Below are 23,948 nucleotides of genomic sequence, written 5' to 3'. Positions count from 1 at the left end.
ATGCTGCCGCCGCTGCTGGTGACCCTGATCGCGCATACCGTGCTGTCGCTGTCGGCGGCATCCGTTCCGGTGCTGATGCCGACCATCGCCGGTGCCGATGCCGCGGTGCTGATCGGCATCTTCACCGCCGTGGTCTATGCCACGGCGGCGGCGACGTCGCTGTGCCTGTCGCATCTGATCCCCCGGCTGGGGCCGGTGCGCACCCTGCAACTGGCCTTGCTTGCCTGCACCGCCGGCATGCTGGTCTGCCAGATCGGAACGGCGCCGGCACTGATCGGCGGCGCGGTTCTGGTCGGGCTGGCCTATGGGCCGGTGACGCCGGCGGGCTCGCTGCTGCTGACCTTCACCATTCCCGCCCGCCGCTTCGGGCTCGCCTTCTCGATCAACCGTACCGGAGTCCCGGGCGGCATCGCACTGGCCGGTCTCATCCTCCCCCGGACCAGTCAGGCCTATGGCTGGCATCCATCGCTGGCCGGTATCGCCGCCGTCGCCCTGGCCGCCGCCCTCGCCCTTCAGGCGGGGCGGTACCTCGACCGTCCCATCCGCCGCCCGCCCCCCTCGGGTCGGCGGCTGGGGCGGTCGCTTGTCGCCAATCTGGCTCATGTCCTCACCGACCGCACGATCGGGCCGCTATCCCTGGCCTCGATCGTGTTTCTTGGCGCGCAGAACTGTCTCGCGGCCTTTCTGGTGGTTTTCCTGATCGGCCATATGGGGATGGGGGCGATCGAGGCCGGCGGGCTGCTCGCCCTGGCCCAGACCGTCGGCATCGGCGCGCGTCTGGTGCTTGGCACCGCCTCCGACCTCGCACCATCGCGGCTGATGATGGTGGGGGTGATCGGGCTGGTCATCGCGATCGCCGCGGCGTCGATGGCGCTGATGGAACCCGGGTGGCCGATGCCGGCCGTCACCGCGGCGGTCGTCCTCTATGGTGCCGCGTCGCTCGGCTGGAACGGCGTGGTGCTGGCGGCATTGGCCCAGGCGGCGCCGCGCGAACGGGCATCGGACATCGCCGGCGCCTCCACCGCCGTCGCCTATAGCGGCGCGGTGGCGGGGCCGGCGTTGTTCGCCGTGGTGCTGGAGGTGGCGGGCTTCGCCACCGCCTTCGGCGTGGTGGCCGCCATCGCCGCGATCACCGCGATGGTCATTCTGCGCCGGGCGCGGCACTGATCGCCATCCCCAACAACGAGACGCAGGATTCTGGACTGGATCGGTGGCGCCATACGCGGCAGACTGCCCCGCCCGTCCAATGACCAGAGCCCGTGCCCATGAAGAATCCCGTCTCCATTCTGCTGGGCCTGTTCCTGATCGTCTGTCTGGTCGACGGCGTTCTCGATATCGGCATCGGTGTCGCCAGCCGCATCCGCGACCGGATCGCGGATGCGGCGCGGAACGATGACCCTTATGCCGATATGCGGGCGCGGAAACTCGCCGTGATGATGGACCTGCCCAAACGCCATGTGGCGGGGATCGGCGATGTGCTTCAGCCGGTCTCGGTGCCCGGCTTCACCATCGGCGCCGGCGGCGAGCGGCTGCACACGCATGCGGTCGCACCTGACGAGGCGACGCGGCATATCCTGCTGCTCGGCGCCTCTCAGGCCTTCGGGTTGTTCAACGACGACGACGAGACCCTTGCCGCGGCACTCGAACGGCACATGCCGGGGGCGGTGGTGCGCAATTTCGCGATGCCCGGCCAATCGCTGCCCGGCAACATGATGATCCTGAAGCAGCGCGTGGCCGCGGGCGACCGTATCGATGACGTCCTGGTCGTGAACGGCCTGATGGATCTGATCGCGTATTGCCTGCCGCCGACGCTGCCGCCGCCCGTGGCGCGACCGGTTCTGGGCGACATGATCAAATGGGTGACCGGTCCTGCACCGGCGACGTCGGGACGGAGCGATGTCTGTCAGACCCCGGATGAACGGGCCATCGTTCTGGATCGACTGGAAGAGGACATCCGGGGCCTGCTGGATGTCGCCCACCGCCACGACCTGCAGGTGACGCTGGTTCTCACGCCCCTGCCCTATGTCGCGGGCGCCGGCGACGGCACCTTCGCGCGGCTCGCGCAGTTTCAGCGCTATCAGGCGATCATGGACCCGCTCATGGCCGCGTTGCGCGAGCGTCTGGACGCCAGCGGCTCCGATAGGGTGATCGACCTGTCACAAAGCTTCGACGGCACACGCCAGCATGGCCTGTTCGGCGACCTCTATGGCCATTACACCGATGCCGGCAACGAGGCGCTGGCGCCGCTGATCGCCGAGGTGCTCCGCGCCCGTGGGATGGTGGATCAGGCGCCTGAATAAACGAAAGGCAGCCGGCCGGCATGTGTCATGCCGCCGATCAGGACTGGCCGTAACCGTCCTCGAACCCGCCCATGACCTCATCTTCTTGTCATGGCGATGGTCGTGGGGCCCATACTTCCGGAACCCGTGCTCATGACCGCACATAGACGCTGAATAAGCAAGGGTTGGCCGACAATATCGTCGTTCGGCGGGTTATGCCGGTCGCCCTGGCCGCACGCGTCACCCCGCCACCACCAGCGACGCATTGATGCCGCCAAAACCGAAGCTGTTGACCAGGATCGGTGCGTCACGGTCGATCGCGCGCGGCTGGTGGCGCACGGCGTCGATCATCGCGGTGTCGTCGGATGGCTGATCCAGCCCGGTGACCGGCGGCAACTGCCCCCGGGCCAGGGCGCCCAGTGCCGCCACCGTGCTGACCGGGCCGTTGGCCGCGAACAGATAGCCGGTGGAACCCTTGATCGAGGTCACCGGCGGGTTGCGCCTGCCGCAGAGCCGGGCGATCGCCCCGGCCTCGATCGCATCGCCGGTGATCATGCCCGATGCCTGGGCGATGACGGCCCCGACCGCATCCGGCCGAATGCCGGCATCGTCGAGTGCCGCCCGCATGCAGGCCAGACCCTGGCGGTCGGGGATCGCGGTCAGGTCGGGGGCGCCGGAATTGGTGGCATAGCCTATGATCCGGCCCAGAACCGGCGCGTCGCGGCGGGCGGCGGCGGCGGGACGTTCCAGCAGCAGCATCGCCGCCCCCTCGCCACAGATCATGCCGTCGCGGCGGGCGTCGAAGGGCCGGGCGGTGGGCGGTGCCGCGTCGCCGTCGCCGCGTGCCAGGGCATGCATGGCCTCGAACCCCGACCAGGTGATCGGCGTGGTCACGGCCTCGCTGCCGCCGGCCAGCGCCCAGTCGATGCGGCCGGCGCGCAGTTCCGACAGCGCATACCCGATGGCCTGGGTGCCGCTGGCACAGGCACCGGCCAGGGTTGCCTGCGGGCCTTCGAAGCCCAGCCGCAGCGCCAGCATGCTGGCGGCCATGTTGGGGATCAGCGACGGGATCAGGAAGGGGGTGGTCTTGCGCGGCCCCGCGCGTTCCTGGCGCATCACGCCGGCCTCGATATGGGGCAGGCCGCCCATGGCCACGCCGACCACGATCATGCCGCGCCCCGGCGGCAGGCGGGGCGCCACCGTGGTCGCCGGATCCTGGTCGAGCGCCTGCAATCCGGCGTGGACCGCCAGCCGCACGAACAGGCTCATCCGGGCCAGTTCATGCGACAGGGGGCCACGGGCGAAGCGCAGCGCGGGTTCCGGCACCTCCACCGCCACCCGGCAGGCGAAGCGGCCGGCATCGAACCGGGTCACCGGACCCGTGGCCGACCGGCCGGCCGCAAGCGCGTCATCAAGCGCCGTGCTGCCGATGCCATGGCCGGTGACGATGCCGATGCCGCTGACGATCGCCGCGGCATCGGTGATGGCCGAGTTGGGCGTCATCGACCCGGGCCTCCGCTCAGGCCGCGGCCGCCTGCCGCTCCTGGATATGGTCGACCAGTCCGCCCAGGGTCTCGACCTTGTCCATCACCGCCTCGTCGAACTCGACGCCGAAGCAATCCTCCAGATACAGGATCATCTCGAACATCTTCAGCGAGTTCAGCCCCTCGATCGAGGTCGAGAGCTTGGACTCCGGGGTCAGGTCGCTGACATCGGTTTCCAGATACTCGCCGATGCGGACCAGCACGTCATTGAACAATGCGGTATCAGTCATGGATGTGGTCTCTCCCCTTGGCCGCGGGCCGGGGGGCCCGCGGCTGCCTGTGTGTAGGGCGGCACCGACGCTCAGCGCCTCTGCAGCACCGCCAGCGATACCACCGCCTTCGAGACGCGGGTTTCCACGTCGTCGCGGACGGCGAAGACTTCCGACTCGCACACCACCAGCCGGCGGCCGGCCTGAAGCACGGTCGATCGGCAGCGCAGTTCCGTGCCCAGCGCCGCCTTCAGCAGATTGGTGGTGAAGCTGGTGGTCAGCACGAATTCATCGGCGCCGATCACCGTGAAGGCGGCCGCCCCCGCGGTGTGATCGGCCATGGTCATCTGCACCCCCGCATGGATCACGCCGTCATGCTGCATGTGGCGGGGCTGGATCAGCACCCGCGACAGCACCAGGCCCGGCTCCACGGCCTGCGGCTCGATGCCGATATCGGTGATGAAGCCGGCATTGCCGAAAATCGCGCGGGCGGCATCGGCATAGGCGGGATTGCGGGGCTCGAACATGGGTGTCTCTCTCCGGCTGTTCGTGAAGCTTCTGGTTCAGGGTGCGATCGCAGTCAGCAACCGTTCCGTTAGCTTGGAGAGAGACGGGCTCTGGGTCAATTCGATCGCGGGGGTCTTCACGCCCAGGTCATCCTCGATCAGACAGCTCAACTCCACCGCCATCAGGCTGTCCAGGCCCAGATCGGCCAGCGGCTGGCTTGTGTCCAGGGCATCGGCGCTGGTGCCGAGCACGGTCGCCAGCCGGTCGGCCAGCGCCGCCTGCAACAGCGCCGGGCGGTCCTCGCCGGCGGCATCCAGGATCTGCGCCAGGATCTGCTCGCCGCCATCGCCGCCGCCCTGGCCGCCAGCCGCACCCTCGGTCATCGGCAGGTCGCCATAGCGCGGGTTGCGGGCGATTTCCGGCAGGTAGCGCGCCCACTTCGCCCAGTCGATGTCGATCACGCCGGTGGCGACGGCGCCGGCGCCGAGCAGCGCCTCAAGGGCCGCCAGCGCATCCGGCGCCTGAACCGGGGTCAGGCCATGGCGTTCGAAATGCCGGGCGATCTCGTCATGGGCCGCCACATAGCCAACCCCGCCGATCGCGCCCCAATCCACCACCAGCGCCGGCAGGCCCTGTGCGCGCCGGCGCTCGGCCAGCGCCACCAGATACTGATTGGCGGCGACGTAATTGGCCTGACCGGGATTGCCGACCATGGCCGCGAACGAACTGAACATCATGAACAGCTCGATCGGGTCATCCCGGGTCGCCAGATGCAGGTTCAGCGCACCCTGAACCTTGGGCGCGGTCACCCGCGCCAGCCGGTCGCGATCCAGGTTCAGCACATGGTCGTCGTCCAGCACCATGGCGGCGTGCAGCACACCCCGCAGCGGCGGCAGCTCGGCCCTGATCCGGGCCAGCATGGCATCGACGGCGGCACGGTCGGTGATGTCGCAGCGTTCAACCCGCACCCGCGCGCCACCCGACCGCAGCCGGTCCACCCCGGCCTGCGCCTCGGGCGTCGCGGCGCCCGACCGGCCGGCCAGCACCACGGTGCCGGCACCGCGTGCCACCAGCCAGTCGGCGACCGCCAGCCCGAAGCCACCCAGCCCGCCGGTCAGCAGATAGGTGCCGTCGGCCTTCAGCGGCAGCGGCCGGGGCAGCGGCCGCGCGATGCGGGCCTGGGTGTCCGCCATGTCCAGCACGATCTTGCCGATATGCCGGGCCTGCGCCATGTGGCGGAAGGCCTGTTCGGCGCGCGACACCGGCCACACCCGGCGCGGCAGCGGTTCCAGCGCCGGCCCGCCATCTGTGCCTTGCGCGAAGGCGCCAGCCACTTCGGTCATCAGCCGGGCGGCCAGTTTCGGGCGCTCCCGGAACACCCGGTCCAGATCGATGGCGAAATAGGACAGGTTGTTGCGGAACGGACGGAGCCCGATGCGGCTGTTGCCATAGATGTCGGTCTTGCCGATCTCCAGGAACCGGCCATAGGCGCGCAACACCCCCAGCGATTTGGGGATCGCCTCGCCGGCCAGGGAGTTCAGCACCATGTCGACGCCTTCGCCGCCGGTGGCCTCCATGATCTGGTCGGCGAAATCCAGGCTGCGGCTGTCATAGATGTGGGTGACACCAAGGCCGCGGATGAAGGCGCGCTTTTCGGGCGAACCGGCGGTGGCGTGGATCTCCAGCCCCGCGCGTTTCGCCACCTGGATGGCGGTCAACCCCACGCCGCCGGCGGCGGCATGGATCAGGATGCGTTCCCCCGCCTCGGCGCGGGCCAGATGATGCAGCGCATACCACACCGTCACGAAGGTGATCGGTATCGTGGCGCCGCCATCCAGGGCCACGCCATCGGGCAACCTTGCCACGAAACCGCGCTTGACCACGGTGCGGCTGGCGAAGCCGGGCGCGATCGCGATCACCCGGTCGCCGGGGGCCAGATCGGTGACGCCGGGGCCGACGCGGACCACATGGCCCGAAACCTCGTCGCCCAGCACCAGCGGTTCGTCGCCCTCGGTGGGATAGATGCCCATCACCTTCATGACGTCGCGGAAATTCAGGCCGGTGAAGGCGACCGCGATCTCGACCTCGTCGGGGCCGGGCTCGGGCACCGTGATCTCGGTCAGCATCAGATTGTCGAGCGCGCCCAGCTTCAGCGCGTTGAGCCGGAAGGCGGTGTCGGCCTGCACGGGGCGCGGGTCCAGCGCCCGGCGGCGCAGACTGTCGACGGTCTCGGGGCGGATGCGGGCGACATAGGTGCGCGCGCCGCGCAGGGTGATCTCTGTTTCAGCCCCGGCGCCCTCGGCACAGATCGCGGCCAGGGCCTCGACTTCAGCCCCGGTCTCGCCATCGGCTGCGGCCGACAGGTCGACCATCACCGTGCCCAGTTCCGGATGCTCGTTGGTCAGCACGCGCGCAAAACCCCAGGCCGGGGCCTGTGCGGCCTCCGGCGCCGGATCGGCCGGGGTGGCGCGTCTGGCGCCGGCCGTCACCACCACCAGACGCGGCGGGTTGCCGAAGCTGGGATCGGTGACCGATCTGACGAGGTCGAGCAGGGCGCCGGCGCCGGCGGCCTCCACCGCCGCCATGTCGGCGGCCTCGGTCGGCCCCGCATCCAGCGACCACAGATGAACGATGCCGCCGATCTCAGGCAGTGCCGCCATCGCCCGGTCGATCAGCGCCGGAATCCGGCGGGCGTCCTCTCCACCGGCCAGCAGCACCGGATGGCCGCATTCCTCAAGCGACCGCGCCAGTGCCGCACCGACGCCGCGGCCGTCGCCCAGCACCAGCCAGCCGGGTTTCGCCCGGGTCATGGTGCTCAGCCCCAGCAGGCTGTCGAGCGCGTCGCCGCCAGTGTCCTCGGCGCCGATCGGGTCGGTGCCGACCGGCAGCGCCTGGGCGGTGGTCGACCGGCGGGCCAGGATCACGCTGTGCACCGTGGGGCCGCCATCGGCGCGGTCGCTGAGTGCCGCCACCGTGTCGCATCCGGCGCGGGCAAGGGCCGCTTCCCAGGCCGGCAGCGCCATGCAGGCATGGGCAGGGCGGGCCTCGGCGTCGTCGAACGCCCACCAGCCCTTCAGCATGCCGAACACCAGATCGAACCAGGGCGGCGGTGCCGTCAGCTCCACCAGCGCCATCAGGCCGCCGGGGCGCAGCAGGCCGGTCGCGTGGCCAAGGGTGCGGTCGATGGCGCGGGTGGCATGCAGGCTGTCGGTGGCAATCACCAGATCGAAGCTTGCCGGCGCGAAGCCCTGCGCCGCCGGATCTTTCTCGATGTCGAGCAGCCGATAGCGGACGAAGCCGTGGTCGCGGAATTTCTGCTCGGCCTTGGCGGTGAAGGCGGTCGAGATGTCGGTGAAGACATAATCGGTGCGCGCCGATGGCAGGGCCGGCAGCAGATGGGCGGCGGTGGCGCCGGTGCCGGCGCCGATCTCCAGCACGCGGATCGCCCGGTCGGCGGGCAGCCGGTCGACCAGCGCCCGAACGGCCTGTTCCAGAATCAGGTTATAGGTGCCGAAGCTGCGGCTGTCGCGATAGACCCGCTCGGCATCGGTCTGGGCGCCATCGGGGAAGATCAGATCCAGCGGATCCTGCGCGCCGGTCAGCACCCGGGCCAGTGCCGCGCCGCAACGCCGGATCAGCACCAGTTCGGGCTCAAGCTCGGGATGACGCTGTTCGATCAGCGCCAGCACACTCTCGGGCGGCACGCGTGCCGCCTCACCTTCGGCGCGGGCGACGGCGGCCAGCCGGGCCAGCAGCCGGTGATGGACCGGGTCGACGGTATCCGCCAAAGCCGCGGCGACATCCAGCGCTGCGGGATCGGCGCCCAGTTCGGTGAAAGCGGCATTGGCATAGGCCGCCGTCAGCCGGTCCAGCAGCGGTTGAGCCTCGGCGTAATATCCGGCGCGGCCCAGCCGATCGACCAGCGGCGGCAGCAGCGGTGTCACCTCGGCCACCAGATCGGCCGGGGCGGGCAGGTCGGTCGCCACCACGCCGGCGGCCTGCTCCACCCAGTGTTCGGCGAACAGCCGGCGGTCGAGCTGTGCCGCCTCGCCGCGCCCGCCGGCGCCGGCCTGATCCAGCGCCATGCAGGTGAAGCCCTGCACCTCGACCAGCACCCGGCCGGTGGCGTCGGTCAGACGGATATCGGCATCAAGCTGTTTCGAATTCAGCGTCAGCAGCCGGGCATGGGCGTTCAGAACCATGTCGGGATCGGTGGCGACCGGCGCCAGCAGCCGCAGCCGCTCCACGGCCACCGGCAGATAGGCGCCCGATGCCGCGGCCGTGCCCTCGATCGCGCCCAGCACCGCCTGGAAGCAGGCGTCCAGCACCGACGGATGCAGGGTATAGCCACCAGTGGCGTCGCCGGCGCCATCGTTGCCGCGCGCGGCGTCGGGCAGCACGATCCGGGCCAGCGCCTCGCCGGCGCCCCGGTTCAGCGCCGCGATGCCCTGGAAGGCCGGGCCATAGGCAAGCCCGCGCGCGGTGAAGGCGCCATAGCCGCGATCGGCCACACCCTGGTCGCAACGCGCGGCCGCCGCCGCCAGGTCCACCGCCTGGGCATGGCCATGGGCGGCGGTCTGCGGCTTCAGGGTCATGGTGGCGTGCAGCGCCCACGGGGCGTCGTCCTCGCCCAGTGGCCGCGACAGAATGCGCGCGCCGCCGGTTGAAGGGTCCAGCGCCACCTGCAGCTTCACCGCCCGGTCGGCGCCCAGGATCAGGGCCTTCAGGAAGCGGATATCCTCGACCGAACCGGGCCGGCTGCCGGTCTCGGCGGTCCAGGCGGCGATGCCGGCCTCGATGAAGCCGGCGCCGGGGAACAGCACCGATCCGCCAACCGCGTGATCGGCCAGGAAGGGCAGGCGGTCCAGATCGATGCGGATCTCGCGCAGCGGCAGGCCGCTCGCCAGCTTGCGGCCGATGAACGGATGTGGTGGCACGCCCACGCGACCATCCAGGCTTTCCGCCGCCTCCTGCCAATAGCGCTTGTGCTGCCAGGCATAGGCGGGCAGGGGCACCGGCGCCGGCCGGTGGCCGCTCTCGGTGGTGGCCTGGCGATCGCCGTTCACCGCCAGCCAGTCGATGTCATGGCCGGCCGTGTACAACTGGGCCAGATTGGTCAGCAGCACGCTGCGTTCATCGGTCTGGCGGCGCAGCGAATGGGCGGTGCGCACCTTGCTGCCGGCCTCGCCGGCGGTGTCGTCGACCGACGACGAAATCACCGGATGCGGGCCGATCTCAAGGAAGCTGTCATGGCCATCGGCGATCAGGGCGCGGATCGCATCGGCGAAGCGCACCGGCTGGCGGACATTGCGCCACCAATAGGCGGCGTCATAGGGCAGATCGTCGGCACGGGCGCCGGTGACGGTGGAATAGAGCGGGGTGGTCGCCGCCGTCGGGCGGATCGCCGCCAGCGATGCCTCCAGATCCGCGCGCAGCGGGTCCATGTGGTGACTGTGGAACGGCACCGCCACGGTCAGGAAGCGGTTGAACCGGCCGTCCTCGGCAAGCCCGGCCGCGATCGCCTCCAAGGGCTCGGCATCACCGGCCAGGGTCAGGATGCCGGGGCCGTTCATCGCCGCGATCGACACCCGGTCGGCGACCGGGGCGATCCGCTCCAGCGCCTCGGCCTCGGTCAGGGCCGCGGCCAGCATCCGGCCCTTGCCGCTGGCCCGCTGCTGCACGCGCGACCGGTGATAGATCACGGTGCAGGCGGTGGCCAGATCCAGTTGGCCCGCCACATGGGCGGCGGCGGCTTCACCGGTCGAGTGGCCGACGATCGCGGATGGTCTGATTCCCCAATGCCGCCACAGCCGGGCCAGCCCCACTTGCAGGGCGAAATTCGACGGCTGCGAGATATAGGTCTCGGCCATCAGGCTTTGCGCTTCCGGGCGCAGCATCTCGTCCATCAGCGACCATGGCGCGCCAGCCGCCTTCAGAAGCGCGTCGCATTCCTCGATCGTGGCCCGGAACAACGGCTCGCCCGCGATCAACTGCCGGCCCATCGCCCACCATTGCGGGCCCATGCCAGAGAACACGAACACCGGATCGGCGGGCCGGCTGGCGGCGCGGCCGCGTCCGGCGATGATGCCGGGCCCCGCCGTGCCGGCGGCGGCATCGCGCAGCCGCTCCGCCGCCTCGCCATGATCGGCGGCGATCACCGCCAGACGGTGATCATGCTGGCTGCGCCGGGCGCCGGCCCAGGCGGCAATGTCGGCCAGGGGGCGGGCGATCAGCGCCGGTGTCGCCAGGGCGTCGGCCAGGGCGGTGGCGGCGCCCGACAGCGCCTCGGCGCCACGGGCCGATACCGGCAGCAGCACTGGCCGCGTCTCGGCCGCGTCGGACAGGGGTGTCGCGTCGTCATCGAAGCGGATGGCGGGCACCGCCTCGGGCGGGGCCGCTTCCAGCACCGCATGGGCGTTGGTACCGCCGAAGCCGAATGAATTCACACCGGCGCGGGCGGTATGGCCATTCTCGGGCCAGGGCTGGTCCTCGGTCGCCACCCTCAGCATCAACCCATCGAAATCGATCGCCGGGTTGGGGCTCTGGAAGTTCAGATTCGACGGAATCCGCCGGTGATGCAGCGCCAGGGTCGCCTTGATCAGACCGGCAATCCCGGCCGCGGCTTCAAGATGCCCGATATTGGTCTTCACCGATCCGACCACGCAGGCGGTGCCGGCGGGGCGGCCCTGGGCCAGCACCCGGCCAAGCGCCCGGGCCTCGATCGGGTCACCCACGGGCGTGCCGGTGCCATGGGCCTCCATATACTGGATATGGCCGGGGACCACCCCGGCGCGGGCATAGGCGGTCGCCAGCATCCGGGCCTGGGCATCCTCGCCCGGCACGGTCATGCCGTTGGTATGACCATCCTGATTGACCACCGTCGCCCGGATCACCGCATAGACCGGGTCGCCATCGGCAAGCGCCGCCGACAGCGGCTTCAGCACCACGATGCCGGCGCCCTCGCCACGGGTATAGCCATTGGCGCGGGCATCGAAGGTCTTGCAGCGGCCATCGGGTGACAGCATCGATGCGCGGCTGAAGCCGATGGTCGGCTCCGGCTTCAGGATCGCGTTGACGCCGCCGACGATCGCCATCCGGCTTTCGCCGCTGCGCAGCGACTGACAGGCCAGATGCAGCGCCACCAGCGACGACGAGCAGGCGGTATCGACCGCGACGCTGGGGCCCTTCAGGTTCAGCAGATAGCTGATCCGGTTGGCGGCGATCGACAGCGCGAGGCCGGTATTGGTGTGGCCGGAAATCAGCTCGCGATTGTTCATCCCGTGCTGGATCTCGGCATAGTCATAAGCCGCGATGCCGATGAACACGCCGGTCTCCGACCCGTCCAGCCGCTCAAGCCCCAGCCCGGCATCCTCGATCGCATCCACGGCCGCTTCCAGCAGCAGCCGCTGCTGGGGGTCCATCAACTGCGCCTCACGCGGCGAGATGCCGAAGAAGCCGGGATCGAACTTGTCGATATCGGCCATGAACCCGCCCATGCGGGTGCCGATGGTGCCGGGGCGCGATGCCGGGTCGGGATGATGGAACAGCGCCGCGTTCCAGCGGTCGGCCGGCACCTCGCGCACGGCATCCACCCGGTCGCGCAGCATCTGCCAGAATGCGGCCGGGCCGTCGGCACCGCCGGGCAGGCGGCAGCCGATGCCCAGGATGGCGATCGGCTCAAGCGGGGCGGCGCCGGCATCGGCGGCCCGGACATCGGCAGGAATCAGCGGCTCGGCCTTGAAGGCGGGGTCTTTGGGCGCGTTCATCCGGTGATCCTCCCGTTCGTGGGGGCAGTCTTCGTGGGGTCAGTCTTGGTGGGGGCAGCCTGTTGGCGGTCCGCGAGGCGGGTGGCGACGATGTCGCGGCAGCGGAAGCGCTGAACCTTGCCGCTGGGGGTGCGCGGGATCAGGCCGGCGGCGATCCAGTGGGTGCCGATGCCGGTCAGGCCGAAGGCGTCGTTCAGCGCGTCGCGGATCGCCTGGGCGATCGCCGGGCGCGCGTCCTCGGGGCCAAGACGTGTGTCGAGCAGCAGGTGCAGCGCCTCGGTGCCGATGGCCTCATCCGTCAGGCCGATCGCGATCACCGCCGGTGTGACCGCGGCATCGGCCGCGGCCTCGGCCACATCCTCGATCTGGGCGGGGGTGAAATTGCGCCCGCCTAAGATCAGCAGATCCTTGGCCCGGCCGGTGACATGCAGCCGGCCCCCGGCCAGATAGCCCAGATCACCGGTGCGCAGCCAGCCATCGGGCCGATACAGCCGGGCGCTTTCGGCCGGGTCCAGCCAATAACCCTGAACCGCCGCCGGGCTGAAGATCTCGATCTCGCCCACCTGCCGGTCGGGCAGTTCGTTCCCATCGGCGCCGGCGATCCTGAGCGCCGCTCCCGGCACCGCCGGCCCCAGGGTCACGGCGTCGAGATGACGCGCGACGGTGTCGCCGGCTGTGACCGCGCGGCCATCCTCGGCCAGCCGGTCGGCATCGATCCGGTCGACCACACAGCCGCCGACGGGCGGGATCGCCGCGGCCAGCGTCGCCTCGGCCAGACCATAGACCGGCCGCAGCGCCGCCGGCGCGAAACCGTGGTCGCCAAAGGCCTGGGCGAAGCCGTTCAGGGTGCGGGCGTGGACCGGCTCGGCCCCGCACAGCGCCACCCGCCAGCCGCTGAGGTCCAGTCCGCGCGGCGGCCGCAACCGGGCCAGCCGCGCGCACATCTGGAAGGCGCTGTTGGGCGCCGGCGACAATGTGCCGCGATGGCGCGACATCCAGCCCGGCCAGTTCATCGGGTTGCGCAGAAACTCGGCCGTATCGGCCAGCACCATGCCGATGCCCCAATGCAGGGCATAATTCAGCCCGACCAGCCCCATATCGTGCGACAGCGGCAGCCACGAGACCAGCACGTCGCCGGTGACGTCCGCGGGCGTGGTGCAGATCGCGGCGCCGATCTGGGCCAGATTGGCCGCCAGCCGGTCGTGGTGAACCACGGCGAGCTTCGGGCTGCCGGTCGATCCGGATGTCTGCTGAAGATGGGCGATGCCGCGCGGATCATGCCCCAGCACCGGCATCGGCGCCTTCAGGCCGGCGGCGAGCAGGGCATCGGCGGCGGCAAGCCGGGCGCCGGGCGCGTCGGCGAGCGCGCCGTCGCCATCGGCGGCCAGGGCCGCCATGGTGGCGGCCTCGGCGATGATCAACCGGGCCTCGGCCCGCCGCGCGATATCGGCCAGATGCTGGCGCCCGGCCGCCGGCACAGGCACCGGCGGCGGTGCCACCACCACCGGCAGCACTCCCGATGCGCCGGCGCCCAGATAGAAAGCCAGAAACAGCCGCGAAGCCGGCAGCGCCAGAACCACCCGGTCGCCGGCGACGATCCCCGCCGCCGCCAGCGCCCGGGCGCCGGCGGTGGCCAGCGTCGCCAGATCGGCCCGGGTCAGCACCGCCTCGCCGCCGCCACGCTCGATCACGCGCAAGCCGGCCGCATGGGGCTGCGTCTCGGCCATGCGGGCGACGGCGGCCCAGGCGGTGCGCGCGGGCAGGGCATCAAGGAAGCCCGCGAAGCGGCGGCCCGCGTCGTCGGGATGGGAGGGGATGGCAGTTGCAGCGGTCATCAGGCGGGCCCCGGCCTCGTTGGCATGACGTGCCGGCCTATCTGGCATAGGCCTTGGCGAAGGCGGGTTCGGCGCCGCGGGCGGTGCCGGCCAGCCAGTCGCGGGTGGCGCCGTGGCGGTCCTCGAAATCGGACCGGATCAGATCCTCGCGCAGGCTGCCCTCGCGGGTGTAATAGGGCTGCTCCAGCTTTTCCAGAAAGGCGATGTGGCGCTCCATGCCCGCGCGCCCCAGCGCCACGCTGCGCTGATACGACTTCAACCGCATCCGGCGCTGCGGGCGGGTTTCCACCTCGAAGGCCCGTTCGAAGAAGATGTCGTAGCTGTCGAGGATCGCCTGCTGCAACGCCGACGGACGCATATGGCGCGGGAAGATGCCGACAAACGAATAGTGCTGGTATGTCGGCACTTCCATGATGATCCGGTGGTCTTCCACATCCTGCCGGGCGCCGAACAGCAGGTTCTGGAACGGATATTCCGCCAGGCAGACGAAGGTGGGATGAACGATGCGGGCATCGGCGCACCAGCGGGCCGTGCGCTCGATCGCCGCCCGGTCCTGTTCGTCCAGACCATAGATGATCGCCGAATGGATATAGATGTCGTTCTCGGCGAAGCGCCACAGCCGCTGGGTCTGCTCGGTGGCATCGACCTTCTTGTTGAAGGCCTTCAGCACGCCGGGATCCTCCGACTCAACGCCGAGGCAGTATTCGTCGAACCCCGACGCCTTCATCTCCAGCACCAGATCCTCGTCATCGGCGTGGTTGATGCGGCTCATCGAGATGAATTTGTAGGGCCGGTCACGGACCGCGCGCGCCACCTGCTCGCAGAAATCGCGGCGGGTGGTGAAATTCAGGTCGGTGACATAGAACCGGGTGCAGCCGGTCTGGGCATGAATGCCGTCCAGCTCGGCCACGATGTCGGGGATGGTCTTGGTGCGGAACTTGCGGCCCAGTAGCCGGATCGCATAGCAGAACGAACAGTCGAACGGGCAGCCGCGCGACATCGACACCGTCGCCCAGTGCAGCTTGGGCGCGCGGGCCAGAAGCTGCGGCCGGATGCTGGTCGAGATCTTGTCGAACCGCTTGATGTCGTTGACCCGGAGCCGGCCATCGGTGCCGATCCAGGCGATGTTGGGGATGCCGTCCAGATCGAGCGTCGCGCCGGATGCGCGACGCGCGATCAACTCAAGCGTCGGCAGCTCGCCTTCGCCGATCACCGCGACATCGGCATATTTCAGCGCCTCATGCGGCGCGAAGGCGGCATGAGGGCCGCCCATGATCACCAGCGCATCGCGCCGCCGCCTGCGGCTGATCGTCTCCAGGGTCGGGATGTTCGACCAGAAATGGGTGGCCAGCGCCGAGATCAGGATGACGTCATAGTCTTCCAGCGGAAAATCCGCCGGTTTCTCGCCCCAGAACATCTGGCACATCTCGATCTCGGCTTCGGGAAGCTGATCGGCGATGAACGAGGCGACGTAATAGATGCCGTCATTATAGGTAGTGGCCAGGGTCGACACATCCGGATAGTCGGGATGAAAGCCGAGCTGGATGGCCAGGACTTTAAGCGCACTCATCAGCGGTCCCTCGGACGGGCGGGGATGCGCGCGGGTCTCCATCGGGAGCCCGCGGCGACACGATCCCGCCGGCAGGTTGCCGTGCTGTCTGGAAAACAGGGTGATCGGCCAAAGCGGCCGGCTTCAGATCAGCGGTCGGGTAACCCGAAAGCACCCGCTGCCATGCCGCCGCTGGTGGCACCGCCACCAAGGCCCACGCCACCGAGGCCAAGCCGCGATGGCCGGCTGCCCGCCGGCAGCACGCCGCGCTTGGCCGCCATCTCGCGCCGAAGCTTGTCCTTCATGTCCTGCTTGATCTTCTGCGCCACGATGTCGGGATCGTTGACCTTGCGCTGCGCCCAGGCCATCAGGTCGCGAGCCTCGCTCGGCGACATCTTGGCGTGGTTCCAGACCAGGTTGTAGAGATCGAACTTCGACAGGTCGGTCTCGGTCACCAGATGCTCCATCTGCTTCCACAGCTTGGTGCCGTGAAAGGGGGTGAGCAGGGTCAGCTGGCAGGCGAACAGGCCCTCGTCGGCCAGCTGGGTGATGTCGTATTCCATGTCCTCGATGCTGTCATCGGGGAAGCCGACCATGAAGGTGCCCAGCGCCCGGCGGCCGTTTTTGATCAGCTCGCGGACGGTGGCACGGACGTTATAGACATCGTCGCGCTTCTGGACATCGGCGATGTTCTTGTCGCGATAGCTTTCGATGCCGATGATCGCGCCATCCATGCCCCGGTCGGTCAATTCCTCGATCCGGCCGCGCAGCAGGTCGGCGCGGGTCAGGCAGATCCAGCCGAGCCCGCGTTTGGCCAGCCCGTCGACCACCCGCTCGGCAATGTCGTTCTTCAGGAAGAACGATTCGTCATAGATGATGACATGGGCGACGCTGTTCTCTTTATAGGCATCCAGCGCCCGCTCCATGTCCTCCATGAAGATGGCGTCTTCCTTGGGGTTGAACACCGGCGTGGAACAGAAGGTGCAGCCGATGTTGCAGCCGCGCTTGCTGTAGAGATAGCCCACCGGCGAACTGACGCCACGGAAGCTGGAATAGCCCATCATCGGCGGATGCTCGACCCGCTCAAGCGGCCGGCCATAAACATACTGGTGCAGGACATATTCGCCCGGACCCTTGATCAGCCGGTCGAAATGCGCCTGAATTCCGGGCGTGATCGCGCCGTAATTGCCGCCCCAGACGTCCTTGACCCCATATTCGCGGGCAAGTTTCGCCATCTGGATCGCCACCGGCACCGACCAGGTGTAGAAGCTGATCCCGACCATGTCCCATTGTTCCGATGCGAGCGCCTTCTCGTATTCGGCCCAGGTGGGATATTCCAGAAGCTCCACATCCGGCACATTGGCCTTCAGGAAGTTCAGCCCGGTCGGCGGGCAGGTGACCGACAGCCGGTCATCAAGATCGTTGGCGCAGGTCCACGCCATATAGGTGTCGGTACGATCGTACCAATTGCCACCGATGCCGTTCATTTCCACCAGCGCCTCCTTGGGCGCGGTGGTCAGAAGTACCCGTTTCATGGACATCCTCCCCGGCGGATCGTCGGTTGCGGCGCCGATGCGGCCCGCCCTGGCGCAGATCCCGATGAGCGTGCAAGAGCCTCATCGTCTGCCATCAGAGCGGGCGGACGAGGCGGCCGGAGCCTCGTCCTGGATCGGTCCGTCTTCGCGTCCTCTGCATTCGGTCCGGTCTTTCTTATCTGTTAACGATAGACGAGGCACAACCTTATTGCATCATGATTCTCATATAGTCGCCTTCTAGTTTAGTAACGTCGTTATTGAATATTTGGGTATGCCGTGGATGCGCGCTCTGATGGTGAGACGCCGCGCGCGGTGCCCGGCCGGCCGGCGGCTTGTCGGGACGCGCCGCCCGATTGTCTCAGCCATTCCGGTGGCGTAGGCTCAACCGCCGGCCGGATGCCGGCACCCGGGCGGCGGCGCCCGGGCCAATCCGGCGCAGACAAGCCGGACCCGTGGAGGAAGACCTGATGACCGAGCGTCCGGCCGTGACCGAACTTCTGGAACGCATCGAGGATGGCGTCGCCTGGCTGACCCTGAATCGGCCCGAGCGGCTGAACGCCATGTCGCGGCCGATGCTGGCCGATCTGGTGGCGGCGCTGATGCGGGCGGCAACCGACGATGCCGTGCGGGTGGTGGTGCTGACCGGCGCCGGCCGGGCGTTCTGTGCCGGTGGCGACGTCAAGCGGATGGCCGAGACCGCCGAGGCGGAGGCGGCGAAATCCACCGAGCGCCGGGCGACCGAACTCAGGCAGGTGATGGAAGCCTCGCGCTGGCTGCACGAGATGGGCAAGCCGACCATCGCGGCGTTGCCGGGGCCGGCGGCCGGTGCCGGGTTGTCGCTGGCGCTGGCCTGTGACATGCGGATCGCCGCCCGTTCGGCGGTGATGACCACGGCCTTCGCCAAGGTGGCGCTGTCGGGCGATTTCGGCGGCAGCTATTTCCTGACCCGGCTGGTCGGGCCGGCCCGGGCACGGGCGCTGTATTTTACCGCCGAGGTGCTGGACATGAGCCGTGCCGAGGCGCTGGGGCTGGTGACCAGCGTGGTCGACGATGCCGATCTGGAGGCCGAAACCCGCCGGCTGGCCACCAGCCTGGCCGCCGGCCCGGCCCTGACCTTCGCCGCCATCAAGCGCAACATGAACCTGGCGGAAACCGGCACGCTGGCCGAGGTGATGGACCTTGAGGCGATCCAGCACACCCGCTGTTCCGAAAGCGCCGATCACCGCGAGGCGGCGCAGGCCTTCGTCGAGAAGCGGGCGCCACGCTTCATCGGCCGGTAACAAACATGCAGGCCCGGGTGGATCCTGGATCCACCCGGGCCGGGGAGCAGGCGATCAGGCCGCGGCGATGCTGCCTGAGAGGGTGGGATAGTCGATATAGCCCTGGGCACCGCCGCCATAGAGCGTGTCGCGATCGAGAGGGGCGAGCGGGCCCGCACGACGCAGCCGGTCGACCAGATCGGGGTTCGAGATGAAGGGCCGGCCGAAGGCGACCATGTCGGCGGCGCCGCTGTCGATGGCGGCGATGGCGCTGTCGCGGTCATAGCCGTTGTTGACGATCCAGCCCGGCTTGCCGAAGGCGGCCTTGAGCGCCGCGTAATCGAAGGGCTGATTGTCGCGCGGGCCGCCGGTGGCGCCTTCGACGACATGGATGAAGGCGATGTTGCGCCGGCCGAGTTCGGCGGCGACATAGCCATAGAGGGCGGCCGGATCGTCATCCTGGCCGGTGTCGTTGGCGGGGGTCACCGGCGACAGCCGCACGCCCACGCGGTCGGCGCCGAACACCTCGATCGCCACATCGGTTGCGGCCAGCAGCAGCCGGGCGCGATTTTCGATCGACCCGCCCCAGTCGTCGCTGCGGTGATTGGTCGACGAGCGCAGGAACTGTTCCAGCAGATAGCCATTGGCGCCATGGACCTCGACCCCGTCGAAGCCGGCGGCGCGGGCGTTCAGGCTGGCCTTGCGGTAATCCTCGATGATGCCGGGGATTTCATCGCCATCCAGCGCGCGCGGGGTCTCGAAGGGCACGAATCCGGTTTCGGTGAAGGCCTGACCATCCGCCCGGATCGCCGATGGTGCCACCGGCAGGGCGTGGCCCGGCTGAAGGCTGCTGTGCGAGATGCGCCCGACATGCCAGAGCTGCAGCACGATCCGCCCGCCTCTGGCATGGACGGCATCGGTGATCTGCTTCCAGGCCGCGACCTGCGCGTCGTTGTAGATGCCGGGCGTCCAGGCATAGCCGCGGCCCTGGGCGCTGATATTGGTGGCCTCGGTCACGATCAGCCCGGCATCGGCGCGCTGGGCGTAATAGGTGGCGGCCAGCGGCGAGGGCACGCCGTCGCTGCCGGCGCGCGAACGGGTGAGCGGCGCCATGGCCACCCGGTTGGCAAGGGTCATCGAGCCCAGCGTCACCGGGCGGAACAGCCTGGCGTCGGAGAGTGTGGCGGTATCGGAAATGGCGCGGGTGTCGGAAATCTGGTCGGTCATCGACGGGTCATCCTCGGATCGAGATACCTGCCATCGGCCTGGAGGCCATGGCATCGGCCCGGTCCGGCGGTGCGCGGGCCGGCCGAGGCGCCGGGCGCGCCCGTCATCTGCCGCGGGCCTGCATTCACCACATAGGCACGCATGTTGCGGTGCGGAAGCGGCGGATTCCGTGAACAGGCCGTTTCCACAGGGGCGACGCAACGATCACAATCCCCGGCCGGCGCCATCGCTCAGACCGGCAGACGGGCGTCGGTCTTCACCTCTTCCATCACGACATAGGTGTGGGTGCTGCGCACGCCCGGCAGGCTGACCAGACAATCACCCAGAAAGCGGCGATAGGCGGTCATGTCGGCCAGGCGGGCCTTGACCAGATAGTCGAATCCGCCGGCCACCATGTGGCATTCCAGCACATCCGGCTGCTGGCGGATCGCGGCCTTGAAGGCTTCGAACACCGTCTCGTCGGTGCGGTCCAGGCTGACTTCGATATAGACCAGCAAGGCGCGGCCCAGCTTTTCCGGATCGAGTTCGGCGCGATAGCCGCGGATGAAGCCGTCACGTTCCAGCCGCCGCACCCGTTCGAGACAGGGCGTCGGCGACAGATGCACCCGGCGAGACAGCTCGACATTGGTCAGCCGGCCGTCGGCCTGAAGTTCCGTCAGAATCCGGCGGTCGATCCGGTCCAGCGGGCGAGGGTCGGCACTGTCGTCGGTCATGGGTATATCCTGGCCATTCATGCTGCCATTCTAGGGTTTTCGTGGAGAATATAGCGGTTGTTTTGCCAAAATAGCCGCACATTCTGTGGTGATCCCGCTAATCTCAGACAATCAGGCGCAGCCCGCGCCGCGTGCCGCCCATCGGAGACGACACAGATCATGATCCGCGATGCCGACGCCCAGCCCTTTGCCGCCACGACCGACGCCGGACGCCGGCGGATCGCCGACCTGACGCTTGCCGATGAGGCGGCGGTGACCGCGCGGCTGATCGAGGCCGCCAGCCTGCCGCCGGAACAGACCGCGCTGATCCGCGAGCGCGCCTTGGCCCTGGTCGCCAAGGTGCGGGCGGGCGACGAGCCGGCGCGGGGCGTTGAAGCCTTCCTGAAGGAATACGGGCTGGGCACGCGCGAAGGTGTGGTGCTGATGTGTCTGGCCGAAAGCCTGCTGCGGGTGCCCGACGCCACCACCGCCGACCGGCTGATCCGCGACAAGCTGGGCGATGCCGACTGGGATGCCCATCTGGGCCGCGCCGGCAGCCTGTTCGTGAATGCATCGACCTGGGGGTTGATGCTCACCGGGCGGGTGGTGCGGCTGGGGCCGGAAGATACCGCCGGCGCGCCGTCATCGGTGCTGGGCCGGCTGGTGGCCCGGTCGGGCGCGCCGGTGATCCGTCAGGCGCTGCACGCGGCCATGCGGATGATGGGAAAGCAGTTCGTGCAGGGCCGGACGATCAACGAGGCGCTGGAACGCGCCCGGCCGGGCTGGGCCAGGGGCTGGCGGCATTCCTTCGACATGCTGGGCGAGGGCGCGCGCACCGAGGCGGATGCCTTGCGCTATCTCGCGGCCTATGACGCGGCGATCAGGACCGTGGGCAAGGCGGCGCCGTCGGATCTGGACGAGATCCAGCGGCCGAGCATTTCCGTGAAGCTGTCGGCGCTGCATCCGCGCTATGAGATGGCCAAGGACGGCCGGATGCTCGACACCCTGGGCGGCCGGCTGGCCGATCTGGCGCGCGTCGCCAGGGATGCGGGCATCGGCCTGACCGTGGATGCCGAAGAAGCCGACCGGCTGGACCCGTCGCTGGATCTGCTGGCCCGTGTCGCCGCCGATCGGTCGCTTGCCGGCTGGAACGGGCTGGGGTTGGCGGTGCAGGCCTATCAGAAGCGGGCGCATGCGGTGATCGACTGGGTGGCGGCGCTTGCCGGGCAGACCGGCCGGATCATGCCGGTGCGGCTGGTGAAGGGCGCCTATTGGGACACCGAGATCAAGCGCGCGCAGGAACGCGGGCTCGCCTCGTTCCCGGTGTTCACCCGCAAGGAAGCGACGGATGTGTCCTATCTGGCCTGCGCCCGCGCCATGCTGGCGGCGCGCGACCGGATCTATCCGCAGTTCGCCACCCACAACGCCCATACCGTTGCCGCCATCGACGTGATGGCCGGCAATGACCGGCGGTTCGAATATCAGCGCCTGCATGGCATGGGTGAGCCCCTGTATGAGGCGGTGCTGGGCGAGACGCCGAAGGGCGAGACACCAAAGGGCGAGACACCAAAGGGCAGCGGGGGCGGTGGGGTCAGTTGCCGGATCTATGCGCCGGTGGGGGCGCATGAGGATCTGCTGCCCTATCTGGTCCGCCGGCTGCTGGAAAACGGCGCCAATACCTCGTTCGTCCACCGGCTGGCCGATCCGACGGTGCCGGTCGACGATCTGGTGGGCGACCCGGTGGCGCGGTTGAAGGGGCGCGCCTCGCGCCCCAATCCGTCACTGCCGGTGCCGCCGGCGATCTATGCGCCGGAACGGGTGAACAGCGCCGGCATGGACCTGACCGACCCGCTGGTGATCGCCGATCTGGACACGCGGATCACAAAGGCGCTGGCGAAGCCGGCCGATGCCTCGGCGATTGTCGGTGGCCGTGATCTTGGCGGTGATTTTAAGCCGGTGACCAACCCTGCCGACCGGTCGATGACCGTGGGCCGGGTGGCGGAGACGGATACGGCGGCGGTGGATGCGGCGCTGGATGCGGGGATCGCGGCACAACCGGCCTGGGATGCGGCTGGTGGTGCCGCGCGCGCCGACGTGCTCGACGCAGTGGCTGTGCGGTTCGAGGCGGATCAGGCCCGTGCCTTCGGCTTGCTGACGCGCGAGGCTGGCAAGACCATGGGCGATGCCCTGGCGGAAATCCGCGAGGCGGTGGATTTCCTGCGCTATTACGCCGCCCGCGCCCGCGCCGATTTCAGCGGACCCCTGGTCCTGCCGGGGCCGGTGGGCGAGAGCAACGAGATCCGGCTGGCCGGGCGCGGGGTGTTCGCCTGCATCTCGCCGTGGAACTTTCCGCTCGCGATCTTCACCGGCCAGATCGCGGCGGCGCTGGCCGCCGGCAATGCCGTGGTCGCCAAGCCGGCCGAACAGACACCGCTGATCGCCGCCTGGGCGGTGCGCCATATGCTGGCGGCGGGCGTGCCGGCGGGGGTGCTGGCCCTGCTGCCCGGCGACGGCGCGCGGATTGGCGGCCGGCTGGTGGCCGATGCCCGGGTGGCCGGCGTGGCCTTCACCGGATCGACCGAAACCGCGCGGGCGATCAATCGCGGCCTGGCCGGGCGTGACGGGCCGATCGTGCCGCTGATCGCCGAGACCGGCGGCCTGAACGCGATGATCGTCGACAGTTCGGCCCTGCCCGAACAGGTGGTGGCGGATGTGCTGATCTCGGCCTTCGGATCGGCCGGGCAGCGCTGTTCGGCCCTGCGGCTGCTCTGCGTGCAGGAGGACGTGGCCGAGCGGATCGAGACCATGCTCGCCGGCGCCATGGCGGTGCTGGATGTGGGCGATCCGATGCGGCTGGCGACTGATGTCGGGCCGGTGATCGATGCCGAGGCGCTGGCGATGCTGACCGATCACGTCGCGGCGCTGGAGGCCGCCGGCCAGCCCCGGATCGCCGCGGCGCCGGTGGCCGAGGCCACGGCCGCCGCCGGCCATTTCATGGCGCCGGTCGCCTATCGCATCGACAGCCCCGACCGGTTGACCCGCGAGGTCTTCGGCCCGGTGCTGCATGTCTGGCGCTATAAGGCGCGGGATCTGGACGCGGTGGTGCGGCGGATCAACGGCTTCGGCTATGGCCTGACCATGGGCGTGCACAGCCGGATCGACCAGACCATCCGCCGGGTGGCGGCGGTGGCGAAGGTCGGCAATCTGTATGTCAACCGCAGCATGATCGGCGCCGTGGTCGGCACCCAGCCCTTCGGCGGCGAGGGCCTGTCGGGCACCGGCCCCAAGGCCGGCGGTCCGCGCTATCTCTATCGCTTCGCGACCGAACGCGTGCTGTCGGTCAACACCGCCGCCGCCGGCGGCGACACCCAGTTGATGACCACCATCGCCGACGGGGGGGATTGAGGAGAGCGGCGGAGCTGGGGCAGGGCTCCGAATCCAGGTTAACGGAGAGGTAACCCGAGGATGGAAGCGAGGTATTTGACATCCCAGCCTGCGAGCTTGCGCCTGAGTTTCAGGCTCTTTTTGTCTGCGACCGCGCGGACG

General features: G+C 69.3%; 13 protein-coding genes. 4 read left to right on the top strand and 9 right to left on the bottom strand.

Annotation, left to right across the window (positions count from 1 at the left end):
• Together WG924_RS21430 and WG924_RS21425 are read left to right on the top strand one after the other, a co-directional pair.
• A complete protein-coding gene (locus WG924_RS21430) occupies positions 1 to 1,167 on the top strand; it encodes an MFS transporter (protein ID WP_345935239.1) in 1,167 nt (388 codons plus the stop codon).
• A 98-nt stretch (positions 1,168 to 1,265) separates the two neighbouring features.
• Positions 1,266 to 2,300, top strand: coding sequence for an SGNH/GDSL hydrolase family protein (locus tag WG924_RS21425; protein ID WP_345935097.1), 1,035 nt, complete (start codon positions 1,266 to 1,268; stop codon positions 2,298 to 2,300).
• 219 nt (positions 2,301 to 2,519) lie between these two features.
• Here WG924_RS21425 and WG924_RS21420 read toward each other — a convergent pair whose 3' ends face one another.
• The 7 genes from WG924_RS21420 to WG924_RS21390 form a co-directional block, all read right to left on the bottom strand.
• Positions 2,520 to 3,782 carry a beta-ketoacyl-[acyl-carrier-protein] synthase family protein gene (locus WG924_RS21420; RefSeq protein ID WP_345935096.1) on the bottom strand — a complete coding sequence of 421 codons (1,263 nt, stop codon included), beginning with the start codon at positions 3,780 to 3,782 and terminating at the stop codon, positions 2,520 to 2,522.
• Positions 3,783 to 3,798: 16 nt separating this feature from the next.
• Positions 3,799 to 4,053: an acyl carrier protein gene (locus tag WG924_RS21415; protein ID WP_188577871.1), complete on the bottom strand. Its 255-nt coding sequence runs from the start codon at positions 4,051 to 4,053 to the stop codon at positions 3,799 to 3,801.
• Positions 4,054 to 4,124: 71 nt separating this feature from the next.
• Positions 4,125 to 4,559, bottom strand: coding sequence for a PaaI family thioesterase (locus WG924_RS21410; protein WP_188577872.1), 435 nt, complete (start codon positions 4,557 to 4,559; stop codon positions 4,125 to 4,127).
• Between the two features lie 36 nt (positions 4,560 to 4,595).
• Positions 4,596 to 12,305 carry an SDR family NAD(P)-dependent oxidoreductase gene (locus WG924_RS21405; RefSeq protein ID WP_345935095.1) on the bottom strand — a complete coding sequence of 2,570 codons (7,710 nt, stop codon included), beginning with the start codon at positions 12,303 to 12,305 and terminating at the stop codon, positions 4,596 to 4,598.
• Positions 12,302 to 14,140: an AMP-binding protein gene (locus WG924_RS21400; RefSeq protein ID WP_345935094.1), complete on the bottom strand. Its 1,839-nt coding sequence runs from the start codon at positions 14,138 to 14,140 to the stop codon at positions 12,302 to 12,304. Before WG924_RS21400 ends, WG924_RS21405 begins: the two co-directional genes overlap by 4 nt.
• Before the next feature lie 37 nt (positions 14,141 to 14,177).
• A complete protein-coding gene (locus tag WG924_RS21395; protein WP_345935093.1) occupies positions 14,178 to 15,710 on the bottom strand; it encodes a B12-binding domain-containing radical SAM protein in 1,533 nt (510 codons plus the stop codon).
• Between the two features lie 128 nt (positions 15,711 to 15,838).
• Positions 15,839 to 17,224 carry a B12-binding domain-containing radical SAM protein gene (locus WG924_RS21390; protein WP_345935092.1) on the bottom strand — a complete coding sequence of 462 codons (1,386 nt, stop codon included), beginning with the start codon at positions 17,222 to 17,224 and terminating at the stop codon, positions 15,839 to 15,841.
• A 467-nt stretch (positions 17,225 to 17,691) separates the two neighbouring features.
• Here WG924_RS21390 and WG924_RS21385 point away from each other — a divergent pair, with 467 nt between their 5' ends.
• Complete coding sequence (locus tag WG924_RS21385) at positions 17,692 to 18,504, top strand: enoyl-CoA hydratase (protein ID WP_345935091.1); 813 nt, start codon at positions 17,692 to 17,694, stop codon at positions 18,502 to 18,504.
• A 54-nt stretch (positions 18,505 to 18,558) separates the two neighbouring features.
• Here WG924_RS21385 and WG924_RS21380 read toward each other — a convergent pair whose 3' ends face one another.
• Together WG924_RS21380 and WG924_RS21375 are read right to left on the bottom strand one after the other, a co-directional pair.
• A complete protein-coding gene (locus WG924_RS21380; RefSeq protein WP_345935090.1) occupies positions 18,559 to 19,710 on the bottom strand; it encodes an alkene reductase in 1,152 nt (383 codons plus the stop codon).
• 230 nt (positions 19,711 to 19,940) lie between these two features.
• Complete coding sequence (locus WG924_RS21375) at positions 19,941 to 20,423, bottom strand: Lrp/AsnC ligand binding domain-containing protein (RefSeq protein ID WP_345935089.1); 483 nt, start codon at positions 20,421 to 20,423, stop codon at positions 19,941 to 19,943.
• Between the two features lie 159 nt (positions 20,424 to 20,582).
• Between WG924_RS21375 and putA the strand changes: the two genes are divergently transcribed.
• Complete coding sequence (putA, locus tag WG924_RS21370) at positions 20,583 to 23,807, top strand: bifunctional proline dehydrogenase/L-glutamate gamma-semialdehyde dehydrogenase PutA (protein WP_345935088.1); 3,225 nt, start codon at positions 20,583 to 20,585, stop codon at positions 23,805 to 23,807.
• The last annotated feature ends 141 nt before the right edge of the window (positions 23,808 to 23,948 follow it).

This window comes from Tistrella arctica (genome assembly GCF_039630945.1).
GTDB lineage: Bacteria > Pseudomonadota > Alphaproteobacteria > Tistrellales > Tistrellaceae > Tistrella > Tistrella bauzanensis.
This window is presented reverse-complemented; position numbering and strand designations above follow the sequence as displayed.